The 19,133-nt window shown below is 45.6% G+C and carries 18 protein-coding genes and 1 pseudogene; 5 read left to right on the top strand and 14 right to left on the bottom strand.

Annotated elements, in window-relative coordinates:
* Positions 1-5: 5 nt before the first annotated feature.
* Positions 6-542 (bottom strand): DUF721 domain-containing protein, encoded by a 537-nt coding sequence (locus EKN56_RS13870; RefSeq protein ID WP_130592324.1) that lies wholly within the window; start codon positions 540-542, stop codon positions 6-8.
* A 33-nt stretch (positions 543-575) separates the two neighbouring features.
* Between EKN56_RS13870 and secM the strand changes: the two genes are divergently transcribed.
* From secM to mutT, 3 genes are all read left to right on the top strand, one after another.
* Positions 576-1,091, top strand: coding sequence for a secA translation cis-regulator SecM (secM, locus tag EKN56_RS13865; protein WP_185955844.1), 516 nt, complete (start codon positions 576-578; stop codon positions 1,089-1,091).
* Between the two features lie 108 nt (positions 1,092-1,199).
* Positions 1,200-3,914 (top strand): preprotein translocase subunit SecA, encoded by a 2,715-nt coding sequence (gene secA / locus EKN56_RS13860; protein WP_130592323.1) that lies wholly within the window; start codon positions 1,200-1,202, stop codon positions 3,912-3,914.
* 328 nt (positions 3,915-4,242) lie between these two features.
* Entirely contained in the window at positions 4,243-4,644 is a 402-nt protein-coding gene (gene mutT, locus EKN56_RS13855; RefSeq protein ID WP_130592322.1) for an 8-oxo-dGTP diphosphatase MutT, read from the top strand.
* Positions 4,645-4,688: 44 nt separating this feature from the next.
* Here the strand turns inward: mutT and yacG are convergent, their stop codons facing one another.
* From yacG to EKN56_RS21640, 5 genes and pseudogenes are all read right to left on the bottom strand, one after another.
* Positions 4,689-4,886: a DNA gyrase inhibitor YacG gene (gene yacG / locus EKN56_RS13850; RefSeq protein WP_130592321.1), complete on the bottom strand. Its 198-nt coding sequence runs from the start codon at positions 4,884-4,886 to the stop codon at positions 4,689-4,691.
* A gap of 102 nt (positions 4,887-4,988) precedes the next feature.
* Complete coding sequence (gene zapD / locus EKN56_RS13845) at positions 4,989-5,741, bottom strand: cell division protein ZapD (RefSeq protein ID WP_130592320.1); 753 nt, start codon at positions 5,739-5,741, stop codon at positions 4,989-4,991.
* Positions 5,738-6,361 (bottom strand): dephospho-CoA kinase, encoded by a 624-nt coding sequence (gene coaE / locus EKN56_RS13840; protein WP_130592319.1) that lies wholly within the window; start codon positions 6,359-6,361, stop codon positions 5,738-5,740. Before coaE ends, zapD begins: the two co-directional genes overlap by 4 nt.
* A 44-nt stretch (positions 6,362-6,405) precedes the next feature.
* On the bottom strand, positions 6,406-6,873 hold the full coding sequence (locus EKN56_RS21285; protein WP_246019831.1) for a prepilin peptidase: 468 nt from the start codon (positions 6,871-6,873) through the stop codon (positions 6,406-6,408).
* A 45-nt stretch (positions 6,874-6,918) separates the two neighbouring features.
* A pseudogene (locus tag EKN56_RS21640) lies at positions 6,919-7,215 on the bottom strand (hypothetical protein); the annotation flags it as partial.
* Between the two features lie 177 nt (positions 7,216-7,392).
* On the opposite strand from EKN56_RS21640, the gene EKN56_RS13830 reads away from it, so the two are divergent.
* Complete coding sequence (locus EKN56_RS13830; protein ID WP_130592317.1) at positions 7,393-8,436, top strand: GMP reductase; 1,044 nt, start codon at positions 7,393-7,395, stop codon at positions 8,434-8,436.
* Between the two features lie 93 nt (positions 8,437-8,529).
* Here EKN56_RS13830 and yjfF read toward each other — a convergent pair whose 3' ends face one another.
* The 7 genes from yjfF to ppdD form a co-directional block, all read right to left on the bottom strand.
* Entirely contained in the window at positions 8,530-9,549 is a 1,020-nt protein-coding gene (gene yjfF, locus EKN56_RS13825; RefSeq protein WP_130592316.1) for a galactofuranose ABC transporter, permease protein YjfF, read from the bottom strand.
* Positions 9,542-10,564 carry a galactofuranose ABC transporter, ATP-binding protein YtfT gene (ytfT, locus tag EKN56_RS13820; RefSeq protein ID WP_130592315.1) on the bottom strand — a complete coding sequence of 341 codons (1,023 nt, stop codon included), beginning with the start codon at positions 10,562-10,564 and terminating at the stop codon, positions 9,542-9,544. The genes yjfF and ytfT overlap by 8 nt, the downstream gene beginning before the upstream one ends.
* Before the next feature lie 11 nt (positions 10,565-10,575).
* Positions 10,576-12,084 (bottom strand): galactofuranose ABC transporter, ATP-binding protein YtfR, encoded by a 1,509-nt coding sequence (ytfR, locus tag EKN56_RS13815; RefSeq protein WP_130592314.1) that lies wholly within the window; start codon positions 12,082-12,084, stop codon positions 10,576-10,578.
* Positions 12,085-12,195: 111 nt separating this feature from the next.
* Positions 12,196-13,152: a galactofuranose ABC transporter, galactofuranose-binding protein YtfQ gene (gene ytfQ, locus EKN56_RS13810; RefSeq protein ID WP_130592313.1), complete on the bottom strand. Its 957-nt coding sequence runs from the start codon at positions 13,150-13,152 to the stop codon at positions 12,196-12,198.
* Between the two features lie 340 nt (positions 13,153-13,492).
* Positions 13,493-14,683 carry a protein transport protein HofC gene (gene hofC, locus EKN56_RS13805; protein ID WP_130592312.1) on the bottom strand — a complete coding sequence of 397 codons (1,191 nt, stop codon included), beginning with the start codon at positions 14,681-14,683 and terminating at the stop codon, positions 13,493-13,495.
* A 10-nt stretch (positions 14,684-14,693) separates the two neighbouring features.
* A complete protein-coding gene (gene gspE / locus EKN56_RS13800) occupies positions 14,694-16,151 on the bottom strand; it encodes a type II secretion system protein GspE (RefSeq protein ID WP_130593712.1) in 1,458 nt (485 codons plus the stop codon).
* A 14-nt stretch (positions 16,152-16,165) separates the two neighbouring features.
* Positions 16,166-16,615: a prepilin peptidase-dependent pilin gene (ppdD, locus tag EKN56_RS13795; RefSeq protein WP_130592311.1), complete on the bottom strand. Its 450-nt coding sequence runs from the start codon at positions 16,613-16,615 to the stop codon at positions 16,166-16,168.
* 245 nt (positions 16,616-16,860) lie between these two features.
* Between ppdD and ampD the strand changes: the two genes are divergently transcribed.
* Entirely contained in the window at positions 16,861-17,409 is a 549-nt protein-coding gene (gene ampD / locus EKN56_RS13790) for a 1,6-anhydro-N-acetylmuramyl-L-alanine amidase AmpD (RefSeq protein WP_130592310.1), read from the top strand.
* Positions 17,410-17,716: 307 nt separating this feature from the next.
* On the opposite strand, the gene EKN56_RS13785 is transcribed toward ampD, so the two are convergent.
* Positions 17,717-19,057, bottom strand: coding sequence for an amino acid permease (locus EKN56_RS13785; RefSeq protein WP_130592309.1), 1,341 nt, complete (start codon positions 19,055-19,057; stop codon positions 17,717-17,719).
* Between the last annotated feature and the right edge of the window lie 76 nt (positions 19,058-19,133).

Here is a 19,133-nt window from a genome sequence, read left to right as displayed (position 1 = left end):
TAATATTACGGTTTTTTAGTACGATTTAAATTATTACGGCTTGTTGCGCTGGTTACTCTCTCTCCAGCTAGTGCAGCAAGTCGTTCTAGTTTCTCTTTCAGCCTTTTTGGGCTCCTCGCTGCCAATTCCTTCAACTGTTTTGCACTCTGTTCACTAAGCTGGCGCATAGGCATATCATCTTTTGTGCTTTCCGGAATGTAGCGATGGACTAAATTTTCAGCAGTCTGCTTATTTGTGCTTAACTTTGGATTAATCTTTATGTCGATTGACACTAAAGATGGTAATATTTCACTCCTGAGTGTGCTTAATAATGTTTGTTGTTCATAACGTAAAAGTGTCAACCAACTGGCATTTGCCACCTCAAGGACTAAAATACCTTGACGGTAGTTAGCAACTCGACAGAATTCGTGCAGTTGTTTAGGTAACAGAGCCTTAACTGCCTTATTAAGTTTTATCAGCGCTATGGCCCGCTGCTGGACGTTTCGCAACAGGTCTGTATCATCAAATAGCGTATCTAATAATAATGGGCGACTATCGCGCATAAGCAGATTCCGGCAGGTAATAGTTAGTTGATAATGGGTATTTTAAATCGTTGGCGACAATTTGGTATGCGTTATTTTTGGCCGCACCTCTTATTGGGGGTTGTGGCAGCCAGCATTGGTGCGCCTGCAAGCCTGAACGGTTTACCTCAACAAGTTTCATTATCTGCGGCCTTTTCAAACGTCAATCCAATTAATCCGGCGGTTCCGGGCGTTGGGCAGTTGGCGTTATCCAGCGAAATTAACACGCGCCCGCTGCAAAATCTTAATCCGTGGCAGCATTTCGCGATTCGTAATTATCTTACCCGTCTTGCTGTTTCCTTCCCTCAGGATGAAGTACCCTCCGATGAGGTGAAGGTCAATGATGATAAGCTAACGCTTAGCCATCTTGCTCTTTTGGATTCATTATCGATACAAGCGGCTATTGAAGTAACGCTGCCTTCGACAGTATCGCGTCTAATTCCCCTTGAGTCGACTTTTATCCTTCACCCTGTCAGATTTTGGTTGAGCAAGGTGCAGGGTATCCGCGCAGGTCCTTCTTCATACGCATAATCATCCCGGTAATGAGGGTATCCTTGTTACTTTGGGCGCATTTTTTCTGATTTTTTTCTTTGAATTCATACTGCCGGACAAGGCAGTACTAAAGAGACATTTAGACCTATGTTAACTAAATTAATGACAAAAGTTTTCGGTAGCCGTAATGACCGGACACTGCGCCGTATGCGTAAAAGCGTTGAATCTATTAACCGCCTTGAACCAGAATATGAAGCATTATCTGATGATGAACTGAAGGCTAAAACTGAGGCCTTTCGTGAACGTCTGGCTAAGGGCGAGTCGCTGGAATCAATCATGCCAGAGGCATTTGCCGTAGTGCGTGAAGCCAGTAAGCGTGTATTTGGTATGCGTCACTTTGATGTACAGATGATCGGCGGTATGGTGTTGAACGATCGCTGTATTGCAGAGATGCGTACTGGTGAAGGTAAAACCTTAACCGCAACGCTGCCAGCCTATCTGAATGCCATCACTGGCCGAGGTGTACACGTAGTAACCGTGAACGACTACCTGGCACGACGCGATGCGGAAAATAACCGCCCACTGTTTGAATTCTTGGGCTTAACCGTAGGTATCAACCTGCCGGGTATGCCGCCTCCGGCAAAACGCGAAGCCTATGCGGCGGATATCACCTACGGTACCAACAACGAATTTGGCTTTGACTATCTGCGTGACAACATGGCATTCAGCCCTGAAGAACGCGTTCAGCGTAAGCTTTACTATGCGTTGGTGGATGAGGTTGACTCCATCTTAATCGATGAAGCACGTACCCCACTGATTATCTCTGGTCCTGCGGAAGACAGCTCAGAGCTATACAGAAAAGTTGATAAAATTATTCCTAAGCTGCTGCGTCAGGAAAAAGAAGATTCCGATACCTTTGAAGGTGAAGGTCACTTCTCCGTTGATGAGAAGAGTCGCCAGGTTAACCTTACTGAGCGTGGTCTGGTACTGATTGAGCAATTGTTGATGGAAGCAGGAATGATGGAAGAGGGCGAGTCGCTCTATTCTCCTGGTAACATCGTATTAATGCATCACGTAACCGCAGCACTGCGCGCCCACGCGCTGTTTACTCGCGATGTTGACTATATCGTTAAAGATGGTGAAGTCATTATTGTTGATGAGCACACCGGCCGTACCATGGAAGGCCGCCGCTGGTCAGATGGTTTACATCAGGCAGTAGAAGCAAAAGAAAGGGTTGAGATTCAGAATGAGAACCAAACTCTGGCTTCTATTACCTTCCAGAACTACTTCCGTCTGTATGAAAAACTGGCCGGTATGACCGGTACTGCGGATACTGAAGCATTCGAATTCCGTCAGATTTACCGTTTAGATACCATTGTTGTGCCAACCAACCGCCCCATGGTTCGTGATGATATGCCCGATCTGGTCTATATGACCGAGAAAGAGAAGATCGATGCCATCATTGAAGACATTAAAGATCGCAGCACCAAGGGGCAGCCAATTCTTGTGGGTACCATTTCCATCGAAAAATCGGAAGTGGTCTCTAATGAACTGAAAAAAGCCGGTATTGCTCATAAAGTTTTGAACGCCAAATTCCATGAAATGGAAGCAGAAATCGTGGCCAACGCAGGTCAGGAAGGTGCGGTAACTATCGCTACCAACATGGCGGGTCGTGGTACCGATATCGTGTTGGGTGGCAGCTGGCAGAGCGAACTTGCTGAGCTGGAAAATCCAACTGAAGAGCAGATTCAGGCGGTTAAAGCCGCATGGCAAGAGCGCCACGATCGCGTACTGGCTGCCGGCGGTTTGCATATTATCGGTACTGAGCGTCATGAATCTCGTCGTATTGATAATCAGCTGCGTGGTCGTTCTGGTCGTCAGGGTGACCCAGGTTCATCACGTTTTTATCTGTCGATGGAAGATGCCCTGATGCGCATCTTCGCTTCTGACCGCGTAGCCGGAATGATGCGTAAGCTGGGTATGAAACCGGGAGAAGCGATTGAACACCCATGGGTAACCAAAGCTATCGCTAACGCTCAGCGTAAAGTAGAAAGCCGCAACTTTGATATTCGTAAGCAACTGCTGGAATTTGATGACGTTGCTAACGATCAGCGCCGTGCTATTTATGCTCAGCGTAATGAACTGTTGGATATCAGCGACATCAGTGAAACTATCGACAGTATCCGTCAGGATGTGTTTACCACCGTGATTGATAACTATATTCCACCTCAATCTTTGGAAGAAATGTGGGATGTTCCGGGGCTGGAAGCGCGTCTGAAGAACGACTTCGATCTCGATCTGCCGATTGCTCAATGGCTGGATACCGAACATGAACTGCATGAAGAGACGCTGCGTGAACGTATTGTTGAAGAAGCCGCTAAAGTCTATCACCAGAAAGAAGAGGTTGTTGGTGATGAGATGATGCGTAACTTTGAGAAAGGCGTAATGCTGCAAACGCTGGACACCATGTGGAAAGAGCACCTGGCTGCTATGGATTATCTGCGTCAGGGTATTCATCTGCGTGGTTATGCACAGAAAGATCCTAAGCAGGAGTATAAGCGTGAGTCGTTCTCTATGTTCGCCAGCATGCTTGAAGCGTTGAAATATGAAGTTATCAGCGTACTGAGCAAAGTTCAGGTGCGTATGCCGGAAGAAGTTGAGGCGGTAGAGCAGCAGCGTCGTGAAGAGGCAGAACGCTTAGCTCGTCAGCAACAGTTTAGCCATCAGGAAGAGAATGCGTTGGAAGAAGAGCCTGCGCCTAATCAGCCGATGGTACGTGAAGAGCGTAAGATTGGTCGTAACGACCCGTGCCCTTGTGGTTCCGGTAAGAAATACAAGCAGTGTCATGGTAGTTTGCAGTAAGTTTGTTAAGAGATGAGAGCGCCGGTAGGCGCTCTCAGACTGATGACAAACCAGATGAATTAGCTTCAATAAACATTCCGGTCGTAAAAACTAAAGTGCTTATATTAACTTTGTGCTCGACCGGAAAACCGTCTGTACTTGGCCTCAGCGCATGTCGGGCCTGGTCTGCCTACGGGCACTTCGTTGGCTTACGCCAAGTCGACCCCCACGGCAGCCCCTCCCGACAATTAGCCATGTTAAGACATAAAACTACTTTGTCATTAATCGAGAGCGCCTGTTGGCGCTCTCCTTTTATCTACACAATAATAACTGACCTATGAGTATCCCTATGAAGCGAATCGAAATAGCTGTTGGAATAATAATTGATATTAAGCAGGCTATATTTGTTACCCAAAGGCTTAAAGATAGCCATCTTGCCGGTTATTGGGAATTTCCCGGTGGGAAAGTTGAAGCAGGGGAAGATGCAGAACAGGCGCTAAGACGTGAACTTCAGGAGGAGGTCGGTATTGAGATGACTCACTCCAGCCTGTTAACAACGTTGGAGTATGACTATCCCGACCGCCAGTTAACGTTGCATTTCTTTATTGTAGATAGTTGGGAAGGTCAGCCGGAAGGGCGTGAAGGTCAGATATCTCGCTGGATTGATGTTTCACAGCTGAATGTTGCTGAGTTTCCGCAAGCAAATCAGCCAGTGATTGCTGAACTGAAGCAGCGTTACCGCACGGCGTAATTGACTGGCTATGCGGTAGCTTTTAAAGGATGAGTTGGTGGAGATTACTTCTCCTCTTCGCTCCATTCATCGCTATCGGATTGATCGCCAGAGCTTGGAATTCGTTTCTCTTCATCGGCCCATTCACCTAAATCAATTAACTGGCAGCGCTTACTGCAAAATGGTCGGTAAGTGCTTTGTTCATTCCAGATAACGGGCTTTCCGCAGGTAGGGCAGTTTACCTGAAGGGGGGTGTCACTCATGAAATACTCCCAAATAACATAATCAATAGCAAAACCAAAAGGTTACCTACTTAGCGTCAATAATCTGGCATTGCTGATGTCAGTGACACCAGCAAATAATAGTTAACAGCAGGCAATCTCAAAATTAAACCTTTCCGGTGTATCACCAATATCGCTATCAAATGGCATAAATCGAATAGCGAAGCGAGATTTATGACCGGAAACTTGTGGATACAGTTGATAAGCTGAATCTACTCTAATACGCAAAATATCACAGTCTTCAGCATTATCCTGATAGAAACCATTCAGACTGGTTTGTTTTTGAAAGACACCGGACTGCCGAACTAAATCGAGGCAGGCATTAAGCGCATTACTGAGCGGTGTTGTGGTTTCAATCCATTGCGCTACCTGCTCATCCCGCTGTAATTTAGGATTATGTAACCACATATGCAATACGGGTAAATCAAAGCTACAACAGCCACCAGGAATACTTAAACGTTGACGAACCATACTAATCAGGCGGTCGTCTTTCAGTTCCTGCCCAAGGCGAGGTGCTGCCAGTAATGTATTAGCCAGCTCTTTTAAGCTATGGCGTAAAGTACTTAAACGTTCGCTATCAACACCTGGAACATCAATCCATTGCAATAGCTTATGCTGTTGACGATCTAACTCTTTAACCAGTTCAGTACGAACATCGCCACGATCCATGATGTCCAGCAGTTCACTGACCGTACGGAAAAAACTTAACGTGTTGGTTAAATTGGTCAGGGAACGGTTGTGTTGTAATTGTTGTAGCAGGAATTCAAGGCGTAACCAGGTACGGACTTTTTCATTAAGCGGATGTTCAAAAAGTATGTTCTGGGATAAATCACTCATATCGACAAATCCTGCTTGTTGAATTGGTTGGCTAAGGCTAAATACTTTTGGTGCAACAGGGCGATTTGCGGTATTAACGCTTCTGGTTCCCTGTCATTATTTAGCACATCATCTGCATGAGACAGACGCTCAGCGCGGGAAGTTTGGGCAGATAAGATTTGTTCTGCCAACTGTAAGCTGCTTCCATCGCGGGTCATTATTCTGTCTAATTGTGTCTCTCTGCTAACATCCACCACTAACACGCGGTTAGCTCGGGAACATAGATTATTCTCTATCAATAATGGGACAACCCAAAGCAGATAAGGTGCAGTTATATCTGCAAATTGACGTTGGGTTTCCTGTTGAATCAGTGGGTGGAGCAGATTATTTAACCACTGTTTATCAGCAGAATGACTAAAAATACGTTCGCGTAATTTTTTACGGTTTAAACTACCATCGGCCAGAAGTATTGAATGACCGAAATGATGTGCAATCTGTTGGAGAGCATCACGACCCGGTTCTACCACCTGGCGGGCAATGATATCAGCATCGATGACAGGAACGCCCAAACGGGAAAACTCATTGGATACGGTTGATTTTCCGCTACCAATTCCGCCGGTAAGTGCCACGATATAACTCATATAAAAGCCTGTAACAGTATTGATAGCTCAATAATAAAGGGATCTCACAGAAGTGCAAGCCATCCGGCAATAGCAAGGAAAGGACCAAAGGCAATTGTGTTGTTTTTAGTTTTCTTATTCTGATTAATCAGCAGAAAATAAATGAGTCCACTCAGGCTGGCAGTGAGCATTATTATTGGCAAAGCGTTTATTCCAACCCAGCCACCAAGTCCTGCCATGAGCTTTATATCGCCGCCACCCAACCCATGCTGACCTTTCCATAACCGAAATAGCGTTCCGGGTATCCAAAGAAATATGTATCCAATGAGTGTTCCTGTCACAGATTCTGATAACGACAATGGTGATAAACCAAACAGCGCAAAAATCAGTCCACTCCAGATTAGTGGCAGAGTAAATACATCCGGTAATAGTTGATGAGATATATCGATTAGCGATGCGGTTACCAGCCATAGGGTTACAGATAACAGAATGGTTATCCTGACAGGATCGGTATTTGAAGCGACAATGACCATGAACATTAATCCACAAATCAGCTCTGTTAAGAGATAACGGCAACAGATGGTTTTATAGCAACAGGGACATCGGTTTTTAATGCATAACCAGCAAGTCATTGAGGACAGCCATCGCTTTGAAAGTGGCTGGGCGCAGTTAGGGCATAGCGGACGAAAAAGCAAAGGCAAAGAAAATTTTGCTGACTCGATTGGTAAAAGGAGAGTGTTATTGGTTATCTGAAAATATTGTTGCTGCCAACGGGCAAATAAAATAGCAGGAATTTGATGGGCAATACGAGTGATGACATTACCGCTTACCAGACCAAATAATCCAAAACCAAGGATTACAAAGGCGTTATCCATATATTGCCTTAAATCTGCTTTCCGCAGATAAATTTATGGGATTATAGCTGAAATTTTTTGAAAATCTCAGACTTGTTCATTAATTATTCATGTGTATGATAACGTCACTGGAAATGGCCAACATTCAGCTTATAGCTAATTTGCGATACGTCGCCAAAAACCAGGAAAACTACAGATATGCGCATTGAAGAAGATTTGAAGCTGGGCTTCAAAGATGTCTTAATCCGTCCTAAGCGTTCCACGCTGAAAAGTCGTTCAGAAGTAGAACTTGAACGCACCTACACCTTTAAACATTCAGGCCATCAGTGGTCCGGTATTCCAATTATTGCTGCGAATATGGACACGGTGGGTACCTTTACTATGGCAGAAGCATTAGCCTCTTTCGATTTGCTAACTGCTGTGCATAAGCACTATACCGTTGAGCAATGGCGTGAGTTTGTTGCCCGCGTGCCTGAGTCTGTTCTGCGTCACGTCATGGTATCAACCGGAACATCAGAAGCGGACTTCACCAAACTGGGCCAAATTATGGCTCTTTCACCGGCATTGAAATTTATCTGTATCGATGTGGCAAATGGCTACTCTGAACATTTTGTTGCCTTCCTGCGTAAAGCACGTGAAGCCAATATGGATAAAGTGATTTGTGCCGGTAACGTGGTTACGGGTGAGATGGTAGAAGAGCTGATTCTTTCTGGTGCGGATATCGTTAAAGTAGGTATTGGCCCTGGCTCTGTTTGTACTACGCGAGTGAAGACTGGTGTTGGTTATCCTCAACTGTCTGCTGTAATCGAATGTGCGGATGCTGCGCATGGTCTTGGTGGTCAAATCGTCAGTGATGGCGGTTGTACCACTCCGGGTGATGTCGCCAAAGCTTTTGGTGGTGGTGCAGACTTTGTTATGTTGGGTGGAATGCTGGCAGCTCATGAAGAGTGCGAAGGCAAAATTATCGAAGAGAACGGCAATCAATATATGCAGTTCTACGGTATGAGTTCTGAATCAGCGATGAACCGTCACGTTGGTGGTGTTGCTGAATACCGCGCAGCGGAAGGAAAAACCGTGAAGCTGGCTTACCGTGGCTCAGTAGAAAACACCGCCAGAGATATTCTCGGTGGTTTGCGTTCAGCTTGTACCTATGTTGGTGCTGAACGTCTGAAAGAGCTAACCAAACGCACGACTTTTATCCGGGTTGCAGAGCAGGAAAACCGAGTCTTCGGACAAGGTTAAATCCGACTTGAGTTCTCAGAACATGAAATAAAGTGCGCCAGATGGCGCACTTTTAGTCATTAAGATAGCCAATTGTCAGGCCAAACCTAACGATTAAGCCGAACTCACTGCGTTAATGTCATGGGGATTACTACCAATTCGCCTGGCGGTAGAGATCTGGCGATTCGCCCAGAATACTGTCAGTAATCTTTGTAATCCGATAAAACCGAATAGCAGAATGCCGATAACAATCTTGGTCCACCAGGAGCTGAGTGTTCCGTCGAAATTAATGTAGGTCTGGATTAATCCCTGAATTAATACGCCAAACAGGGTACCAAATACCGTGCCAACTCCACCGCTTAGCAAAGTTCCTCCGATAACCACGGCGGCAATGGCATCTAATTCAACACCGATTCCGGCTAGTGCATAGCCCGCAGAGGTATAGAAAGAGAAGACAATACCAGCCAGAGTTGCCAGCCCGGTAGAGAGCATATAGATACCAATAGTGGTTTTACGGGTTGAGATCCCCATCAGTTCAGCAGAGGTAGCGTTACCTCCGATGGCATAAACGTTGTTGCCAAAGCGCGTTTTATGGGCGAGAACCATACCGAAAATGACGACCAGTAACATAATGACAGCTAACAGGCTAAAACGTCCTCCGCCCGGGATTTTCCATGCTACGGCGGATAATGTGCTGTATAACGGATGATCGATAGGAATCGATTGTTCTGAAACTAAAAAGCTCACGCCCCGCAGGAAGAACATGCCAGCCAGAGTAATAATAAAGGCAGGAATTTTTAAGGCATCGATTAACCACCCCATCAGGGCACCAAATGAGCAGCCCATCACCATAATAACTACAAAGGCGGTGAATGGGTCAAAGCCCCATTCACCAATGGCTTTAGCTAAAAATACCCCGGTAAAAGCAATTACCGAACCCACTGAAAGGTCGATACCTCCAGACAGAATGACAAATGTCATACCAACCGCAACAATGCACAGAAAGGCATTATCCGTCAGAATATTGCAAATAACCCGGGTGGATGCAAAACCGGGAAAACGGGCAAAACAGAACATATAGCCCATGACAAAAACGGCAATGGTAATCATCAGGGGAAGGTGGCGTTTAAACATGGCCGGTTCTCCTTTTAAACAGACGGATAAATGCCGGGGACTGCAAGACCAGAACCAGCAATACAACTAATGCTTTAACCACCAGATTCCATTGAGGCTGATAGCCGGAGAGTAAAATACCGGTATTCATGCCCTGAATAATTAAGGCTCCGATGAGAGAAAGCGCCAGACTAAAGCGTCCTCCCATTAGCGATGCACCGCCGATGACGACCGCAAGAATAGCATCCATCTCCAGCCATAAACCGGCGTTGTTGGCGTCGGCTCCCCTGATATCTGCAGCAACAATCACACCGGCGATCGCCGCACAAATACCGCTGAGAATATAAGTCGACATCACCACCATGCTGGTATTAACCCCGGCATTTTTGGCCGCCCGAATATTGATGCCTGCTGACTCAATAAATAACCCCAGTGCGGTTTTACGGGTAAGTAGCCAAAGCAGTACAAAGACGGCAACGACAATGGAAACCGGCGTCGGTAAGAACAGGAAAGTACCACTACCAATCCAGGCCAGAGCCGGATCGTTAAAGGTAACAATTTGTCCCTCGGTAATTAGCTGAGCGATGCCACGACCGGCAACCATTAGCATTAAGGTGGCAACGATTGGCTGTATTTTGAAGATAGCCACCAAAAATCCATTCCATACGCCACATAACGCGCCAGCACCCAGGGCTGCAAGCAATACGATATATAATGGAAAGCCGGCGGTTGTCATACTGGCGGCGGTTGCTCCGGCGATGGCCATAACAGCACCTACGGAAAGGTCGATACCTCCGGTGGCAATCACCAGTGTCATACCCAGAGCAAGAATAGCCACAGGGGCGCAGCGATTTAAAATATCGATAATACTGCCAAACAGGCGCCCATCCTGAATATGAATATCGAAAAAGTTATTAGCCACCAGCGCATTGACGATTAAAATAACGATCAGTGCGGCGACCTGAGCAATACCTTTGGGCAGGTTGAACCCTTTTCTGCTTGCTGGCGGAACCGGAGGTGCTGAGTGTGATGTCATGGATTCCTCCCTTAAGCCGCGATCGCGTTCATGATGGCGGGAACGGATAGCTGTTCCGCTGGAATTTCTGCAATTTGCTTTCCATCCCGTAAAATAATCACCCGGTCAGCGTAGCCTATAAGTTCTTCAAGCTCAGAAGAGATCACCAACAAGGCCAGGCCATCGGCACACAGGGTTTCAATCAGACGAATAATTTCGGCGTGAGCTCCAACATCGATACCACGAGTAGGTTCATCAAGGATCAGAAATTGTGGTTTGGTTACCAGCCAGCGTGACAGCAGGACTTTCTGCTGATTGCCTCCGGAAAGAAATTGAATCGGTTGTTCAGCACTTGGGGTTTTGATGCCTAACTGACGAATAAAACGTGCTGCAATATCATCTTGCTCTTTACGCGAAATAGGATGTAGCCAGCCGCGTTGGGTTTGCAGAGCCAGAATGATATTTTCTCTGACCGATGCAGCAGCAATGATACCTTCCGTTTTACGATCTTCCGGGCAGAAACCAAAACCTAATGATGATGCCTGACGGGCCGATTTTATTTTTACTTCCCGACCTTTCACCCAGGCTTTGCCACTGTCTGCGGGTTTAATACCAAAGATAACTTCAGCGGTTTCAGTTCTACCAGAGCCCAAGAGCCCAGCCAGAGCAACCACCTCACCAGGGCGAACCTGTAAATCAAAAGGAAGTATGGTGCCTTTTTTACCATAGTGCTCAAAAGAAACCGTTGGCTTGTCGCTTCTTAATGTGCGACCGGCACGGCGCAGGGCATTATCTTCTAACTCTCTGCCAAGCATCATTTTTACCAGTTCGATTTGTGGCAGCTCGGCGGTAACCCGGGTTCCTACTAATTCTCCGTTACGTAATACGGTAATTCGGTCGGTAATGGCGTACACCTGTTCAAGAAAGTGGGTAATGAAAATCAGGCTTACACCCCGGTTACGTAAATCACGCATAATGCTGAACAGTAGTTCTACTTCGCTGGTATCCAGGCTGGCGGTGGGTTCATCAAGAATTAACACTTTAGCGGAAAGGTCAACCGCTCGGGCAATGGCGACAATTTGCTGCATGGCGACCGAGTAATAGCCCAGTGGCTGGGTAACATCCAGCTCAAAGCCATAGCTGGCCATAATTTTCTGAGACTGGCGAATAATCTCTTTTCGGTTTACCAGCCCAAATTTTTTAGGCTCGCGACCAATAAACAGATTATCCGCTACTGACATATTAGGCAGCAGGTTAACTTCCTGATATACCGTACCAATACCAATAGATTGGGCATGAGCTGTACTGGTTGGATTAATCTCTTTTCCTTCCAGAAAGATAGTTCCACTATCTTTTGGGTAAACACCAGTTAACGCTTTAATCAGAGTGGATTTACCCGCGCCATTTTCCCCCAGTAACGCCATAATTTCGCCACGACGAAGCGTCAGTGAAACATCATGCAGTGCTCTGACGCCGGGAAACGATTTACTGATCCCTTTGATATCCAGAAGAGTATCGTCGGAGTGCTGTTGCTCTGTCATAGATTCCCCTGTTTTCACTGGTGATAACATTATTAATATTATTACTGACAGATAGGGTAGAAACCGCTGCTATGATCTGGCATAGCAGCGGATGAAACGGGTTAGTTAGTGTTAATAACCCATATTTTTCTTCAGTTCGATTTGTTGCTGAGCGCTGTCCGGGCCAAAGGCTTTAGACTCGGTCAGAATCACTTTAGGTGGAATGGTGCCATCTTTCTTATAGGCTTGAAGAGCGTCAAATGCAGGGCCTGCCATATTTGGTGTCAACTCAACGGTTAAGTTAGCTTCACCTGCTTGCATAGCTTTAAAGATGTCTGGTACAGCATCAATAGAGATGATCTTAATATCGCTGCCCGGTTTTAGGCCTGCTTCTTTAATTGCCTGAATTGCGCCAATGGCCATATCATCGTTATGTGCGTAGACCGCACAAATGTTTTTGCCGCGATCTTCGGCTTTAATAAAGCTTTCCATGACTTCTTTACCCTTACTGCGGGTAAAATCACCGGACTGAGTACGAACGATTTTTATTGAAGGAGTAGACGCAATAGCGTCAGCAAAGCCTTTTTTACGATCTAACGCTACGCTGGCACCAACGGTGCCCTGTAATTCAACAACGTTACAGGTTTTGCCCGCCATCTCTTTTACCAGCCAGTCGCCAGCAACTTTACCTTCGTAAACGTTATCAGCGGTAACCACTGACATATAAAGCGATTTATCTTTAGCGGTAATATTGCGATCTAACAGAAATACTGGGATTTTTGCATCTTTAGCTTCTTCCAGTACCGGCTCCCATCCGGTTTGTACTACCGGAGCAATAAAGATAGCGTCAACGCCCTGAGCAATAAAAGAACGTACTGCTTTAATCTGGTTTTCCTGCTTTTGCTGAGCATCAGCAATCTTTAGGGTAATACCGCGCTGTTTAGCCTGCTCTTTTGCGACAGACGTTTCTGCAGCTCGCCAGCCTGATTCAGAACCAATTTGTGAAAAGCCAACGGTAAGGGATTGTGCATAAGCTGCGCCGGAAAGAAGTGTTGCGATAGAACTTACGAGCAATAAGCGTTTTAGCATGTTACTTTCCTCTAATAAAATTTAGCGGGTTGGTAAAGCAGTAAAATGATTGCTACTACAATTTGGCAAAACTCACAGAATAAAAAGAGAGCAACTTCTCATATAGTTACAAATAGCAGAATAGTGAATATAAATAACCTAATATGCATGGTCTTCTGAATTATAGTTCTAAGCTTGTTTTTGTGATTAAAACTTTTTTATATTTTGTTTTTTAAGGCGTTTTTAATGAAATGCTAACTAAATATGAGACATGAGTTTTTATTTGACTGTATGTGTAGTCAATTATTATTGGCTATCTGCTGCTGGTATTTTAATGAAAAACAGAGGTTCTGATTTTGCATTATCCCATGACATTACCCAGCTGAAATATAGGGAGATAGATAGCAATAACTAATCCACCAACAATAATGCCAAGTACTAGCATTAATACAGGTTCTAAACGAGAGGATAGGTTCTCTGCCTGACTTTCAGATTCCGCTTCATAGATGCCAGCGAGTTTATCCAGCATCACATCTAACATTCCTGACTCTTCTCCAACACGTATAAGCTGATAACAAAGCGGTGGAAACAGAACTTGTTGGTGCAATGCTTTAAATAGCGGTGTTCCTTGTTCTACCCGTTTTATTGATGTCATTAGTGCATTCAGAAATTGAATATTTCCAGACGCGTTGGCTGCTGATTTCAGCCCTGATATTAAAGAAATACCTGCATGTTGTGTCATTGCCAGCGTGCGGAATATTTTTGCCAGTGCACTTATTTGCAGCAGTTTTCCACAGAGCGGCAAGTTTAATAATATTTTCTGTTCTTTCTCTTTCCAGCCGTCCTGTATTTTCAATTTTTTGATGTAATAGCCATACAGCAGAATAGGAAGAGAGCCGATAAATATTCCGTAATCAATAATGCCTTCTGATAGCGAGATAATCGATTGGGTGAACCAGGGAAGAGGCGCATTAAACGAGCGATAAATCTCGGCAAATGAGGGGAGAACAAAGATCAGCATTAGGAGCGTAACAAGGCTGGCAACCGCCAGAATAAACAGTGGATAACGTAGTGCTTTACGCACCTTTTTCTGCAGTTTTAATAGCTTATCTTGCTGTTCGGCGATTAAAAAACAGCATTCATCCAGTTTACCGGTAAGTTCTCCTGTGGCGATTAATTCTCTAAATAGTGGAGGAAAAGCGTAGGTATGTTCATTTAATGCCAGTGAGAACGACTTCCCTTGTGAGATAGCCATTTGCAGCTCTTTTAGCAGATAGCGCCATGCCGGATGAGGATGTTCAGCTGCAATTAACAACAGGCAGTTGGATAACGGTAATCCAGCCTGCAGCATGGTGGCTAATTGGCGAGTAATAATTGAGAGAGTAGTTAACTGCCAGCAATTTTTTCCTAACCTTACGCTGGCCTCTACTTTTATGGGAATAATTCCCTTAAATATTAACATTTGTCGTGCATTGATGATCGATGAAGCAGGAATTTCGCCACTTAGACCATCAATACTACGCCAGATGTAAAGCCGGGAGTTATTCATCATAAAATGTCCATTACGAATTAGCGGATTCAGAAGATGAGCCTAAGGTTCGGTAGAGTTCAGCTAAAGATGTTGTCCCTTGTTTTACTAACGCAATGCCTGCCTGTAAAAGTGAGGTCATACCATGGTGGCAGGCTAACTGGTGTAACTGGATGGCTGACAGGCCTTTAAGTAGCCCGTGGCGGATGTCCTCGTTGATAATCAACATTTCATAGAGTCCTGTTCGACCATAGAAACCCCCGACACAATGCTCACATCCCGTAGCATAAAAAGTACGACAACGGATAGTAGCTTGCTCAACATGAAGGTTATCGGGTTCAGGACGTTGTTGTTTGCAATGAGGGCATAAACAACGAATAAGGCGTTGGGCAACAATAAGTTTCAGGCTGGAAGCTAGCAGATAGTCAGGTATTCCCATCTGGCCCAGACGAGTTAAGGTTTCTGCTGCAGAGTTAGTATGCAGGGTTGCTAATACTAAATGGCCGGTTTGGGCTGCTTCTATTGCGATTTCTGCCGTTTCTTTATCGCGGATCTCCCCAACCATCAGGACATCAGGATCCTGACGGAGAAAAGCCTTTAATGCCGTATTGAAAGTGACACCAATCTTGCTGTTTACCTGAGTTTGGTTAATACCAGCAGTAGGAATTTCTACTGGGTCTTCCACACTGCAGATATTACGGCTGGTATCATTCAGCAAACGTAGTCCGCTATACAAGGTAATGGTTTTGCCGCTACCCGTTGGCCCGGTAACCAAAATCATTCCCTGAGGCTGATGAAGCATCTGAATATACAATTGCCGTTCTTTTTCAGACATACCAAGCGTATCAATCGACTGTTGATGTTGTTCCGATTCCATAACCCGTAGCACCACTTTTTCACCGTCAGAAACCGGTAGTGTAGAGATGCGCAGCGCACGCTCCTGCTGATTGTACTGAAAGGTGAGCTGCCCATCTTGTGGTAGTCGCCGTTCAGCAATATTTAACTGCGCCATAATTTTTAGTCGGGCAATGAGTTGAGGGGCCAGAACCACCGGTGGTGATGCGGTTTCTTGCAAAGCGCCATCAATACGCAGACGAATACGAAAATGACTGGCATAGGGTTCAAAGTGAATATCTGAAGCCCGGCGTTTTAGCGCCTGACGGATAACCTGATTGATAAACTGTACCACTGGTTCATCATCATGTTCCTGAGTTGTTGGGGTCTCCACAGGTTGTTGCTGTCCGGCGACTTCCAGTAACGCTTTATTTGGTCGATGATGGCTCAGGTCGCTGAGATATTGTTCAACTTTGATGCGTGGCCAGTATTCAATCTTAACCTGCCTCCCACAGGTAAAGGTTAGGGAGGCTGTGACTTGATGAAGGGGTTGTCCTTGTATAGCGGCGATAGTCAAATATTGTGGGTTTAACGCCACCGGAACGACCTGATGGCGTAAACATTCAGCAATGACCTCTTCACTTATCTGTTGAGTCATTAAGCCGATATCACTCATGGATTGCTCACATCATCAAAACGGAAGATATCATTACAGGCTTGAATCATATTGTCGTTTTGCTTATCACTAGAGCACTTGCGCTGCCATTGCAGGCCACCAGAGGCATTATCGAGGGTTGGCGTAAGGTCAACGCTGAGTCCCAGCAGGGCATTTTTTCCGGTAAGTGATATTACGCCATTAGCCACGGTAATTCTGGAGACATAGCGCGTCTCTTTGGTCGCAGCGATACCTGCATTCCCGTTATTGCACTGGCTAAGTTCACCGCTCTCCAGCGCGCAGAGCTCAACTGCAGTTTTGTAAGGCACCATTGCCTGTAGCATATCGGTGAGGGCCGCTTTTTGAATATATCCCTGATAGGCAGGTAATCCAATGGCGGTCAGAATGGCAATAATCGCAATAGCGATCATCAGTTCGAATAGGGTAAAACCAGCCTGTTGATTCATTTCTAACTCCTGAATAATTAAAAGTGTGAACATCATATTCAGGTGTGAAAGGAAGAAAATGGCGAAGCTGGCGTTCAGGAAACTGCTTTCAGATAATGTTGTGATAACGTATTTATTGCATTAAATAGTGGGAGACACTTTGCACATTTGGCAGGGTAAGTGTGTAACGTAAAGAGAAATCAGTACGCAGAAATAGCCGGTATATTTATAATCAGATGATAACTGCAGGGTAATTGAGGCATTAAATGAAGTTAGAACAAGGATGGATCGTTGGCGTTAAGCGTGTACCCTCTCCTCATTTTGATGAAAGACCGGAAGGGGAGATACCCTCACTGCTGGTGATTCACAATATTAGCCTGCCTCCCGGCGAGTTTGGTGGCCCTTATATTGACCAACTGTTTACCGGTACGTTAAATCCGCAAGAACACCCCTATTTTGCTGACATTCAACATCTGAGAGTTTCTGCTCATTGTCTTATCCGGCGTGACGGTCAGATTGTTCAGTATGTCCCTTTTGATAAACGCGCCTGGCATGCTGGTGTCTCTCTGTTTGACGGACGGGAACGTTGCAATGACTTCTCTATTGGCATCGAACTGGAAGGAACCGACACCACGGATTTCACCCCGCCACAATATCAAAGCCTGCAACAGCTAACCCAACAGCTGATCCAGCATTACGCAATCACACCAGAAAGAATCACCGGGCACAGCGACATCGCCCCCGGCCGTAAAACCGACCCCGGCCCACACTTCGACTGGCAACGTTATAAAAGACAGATCAAAACCAATAACTAAATTCGAACTAATGGATTCCAAACCGTTATTTTGTGATCTTGGTTTTGGTCTTTTGGGTGTTAACAATGGTTATCGGAGGGAGAGGCCGCCGTGGGGGTCGTAGCAGCTTTAGCTGCCGGAGCGCCCCTAGGCGGACTAGGCCCGACGCGCGCTAAAGCCAAGTACAAATGGTCTTCCGGCCGAGCACAAAAGTAATATAAGCAACATTGCCTTTACGGCCGGAATATCCTCAAAACTCCATTCCAAAACATCAGATACAAAAATCCCCGCCAACTTCAGCAGGGACTTTCTATCAAAACAACAACGCTTACTTCACCGTCTTCCGGGTAATCAAATAGCCAATTCCTAAAATAATGAGCCAAACCGGAATCAACTGTACTGAAATGCGAATTCCTGGCGTCATATACATAATGACCAGTACACCAGCAAGGAACAGCAAACACAGATAGTTACTGAATGGGTAGAGAATTGCCTTAAACTTAGGCGTCACGCCTTCACGATTTTTAGCAGCGCGGAACTTCAGGTGCGACAGGCTAATCATCGCCCAGTTAATCACAATACTGGAAACCACCAGTGACATCAGGATACTGATGGCTTCTTTAGGAATTAAATAGTTAACAATAATACCGATAGCTGCCACCGTACTGGAAAATATAATGGCATTCACCGGCACGCCGCGACTGCTGGTTTTCGCCAGTGCCTGAGGGGCGTTTTTCTGCAGTGCCAGACCGTAAAGCATACGGCTATTACTGTATACACAACTGTTATATACCGATAGTGCGGCAGTCAAAACGACGATATTCAGGGCTGTAGCCACCATACTGCTATTCAGGTGATGGAAAATCATCACGAATGGGCTACCGCCTTCTACCACTTTGGTCCACGGATAGAGCGAAAGCAGAACGACCAGTGAACCAATATAGAAAATCAGAATACGGTAAAGTACCTGATTGATCGCTTTTGGTATGGTTTTTTCTGGATTATCGGCTTCAGCCGCAGTAATACCAATCAACTCCAGACCGCCGAAAGAGAACATAATAATGGCGGTAGCCATGACCAAACCTTCAAAGCCAAAAGGCATAAACCCGCCCTGCGACCAGAGATTACTGATGCCAGCTTCCGGACCACCCGTACCCGTTGCCAATAACCAGATACCAAATGCAATCATACCAATGATGGCGGCAACCTTGATAATGGCAAACCAGAACTCCATCTCTCCGTAAACTTTAACGGTGGAGAGGTTAATCAGATTGATTAATACAAAGAAGAAAGCCGCAGAAGCCCAGGTAGGTATATCCGGCCACCAGTATTGAACATAAATACCCACGGCGGTTAGCTCCGCCATGCTGACCAGTACGAACAGCATCCAGTAGTTCCAGCCAGACAGGAAACCAGCAAACGGCCCCCAGTATTTATAGGAGAAATGGCTGAAAGTTCCGGCTACCGGCTCTTCAGTAATCATTTCACCCAACTGGCGCATAATCAGAAAAGCAATGATACCGCCGATAGCATAACCTAATATAACGGACGGCCCGGCCATATTGATGGTCTGGGCGCTGCCTAAAAACAGGCCAGTACCGACGGCACCACCTAAGGCAATTAACTGAATATGGCGATTTTTAAGACCGCGTTTGAGCTGATCACTCATTATTATTCTTTCCTCACAGGCTTTTTTGTATTCATTTAGCGGTTTGTTCTTATTGGGTTTTCAGAATGATGCTTCA

This window comes from Limnobaculum zhutongyuii (assembly GCF_004295645.1).
Lineage (GTDB): Bacteria > Pseudomonadota > Gammaproteobacteria > Enterobacterales > Enterobacteriaceae > Limnobaculum > Limnobaculum zhutongyuii.
This window is presented reverse-complemented; position numbering and strand designations above follow the sequence as displayed.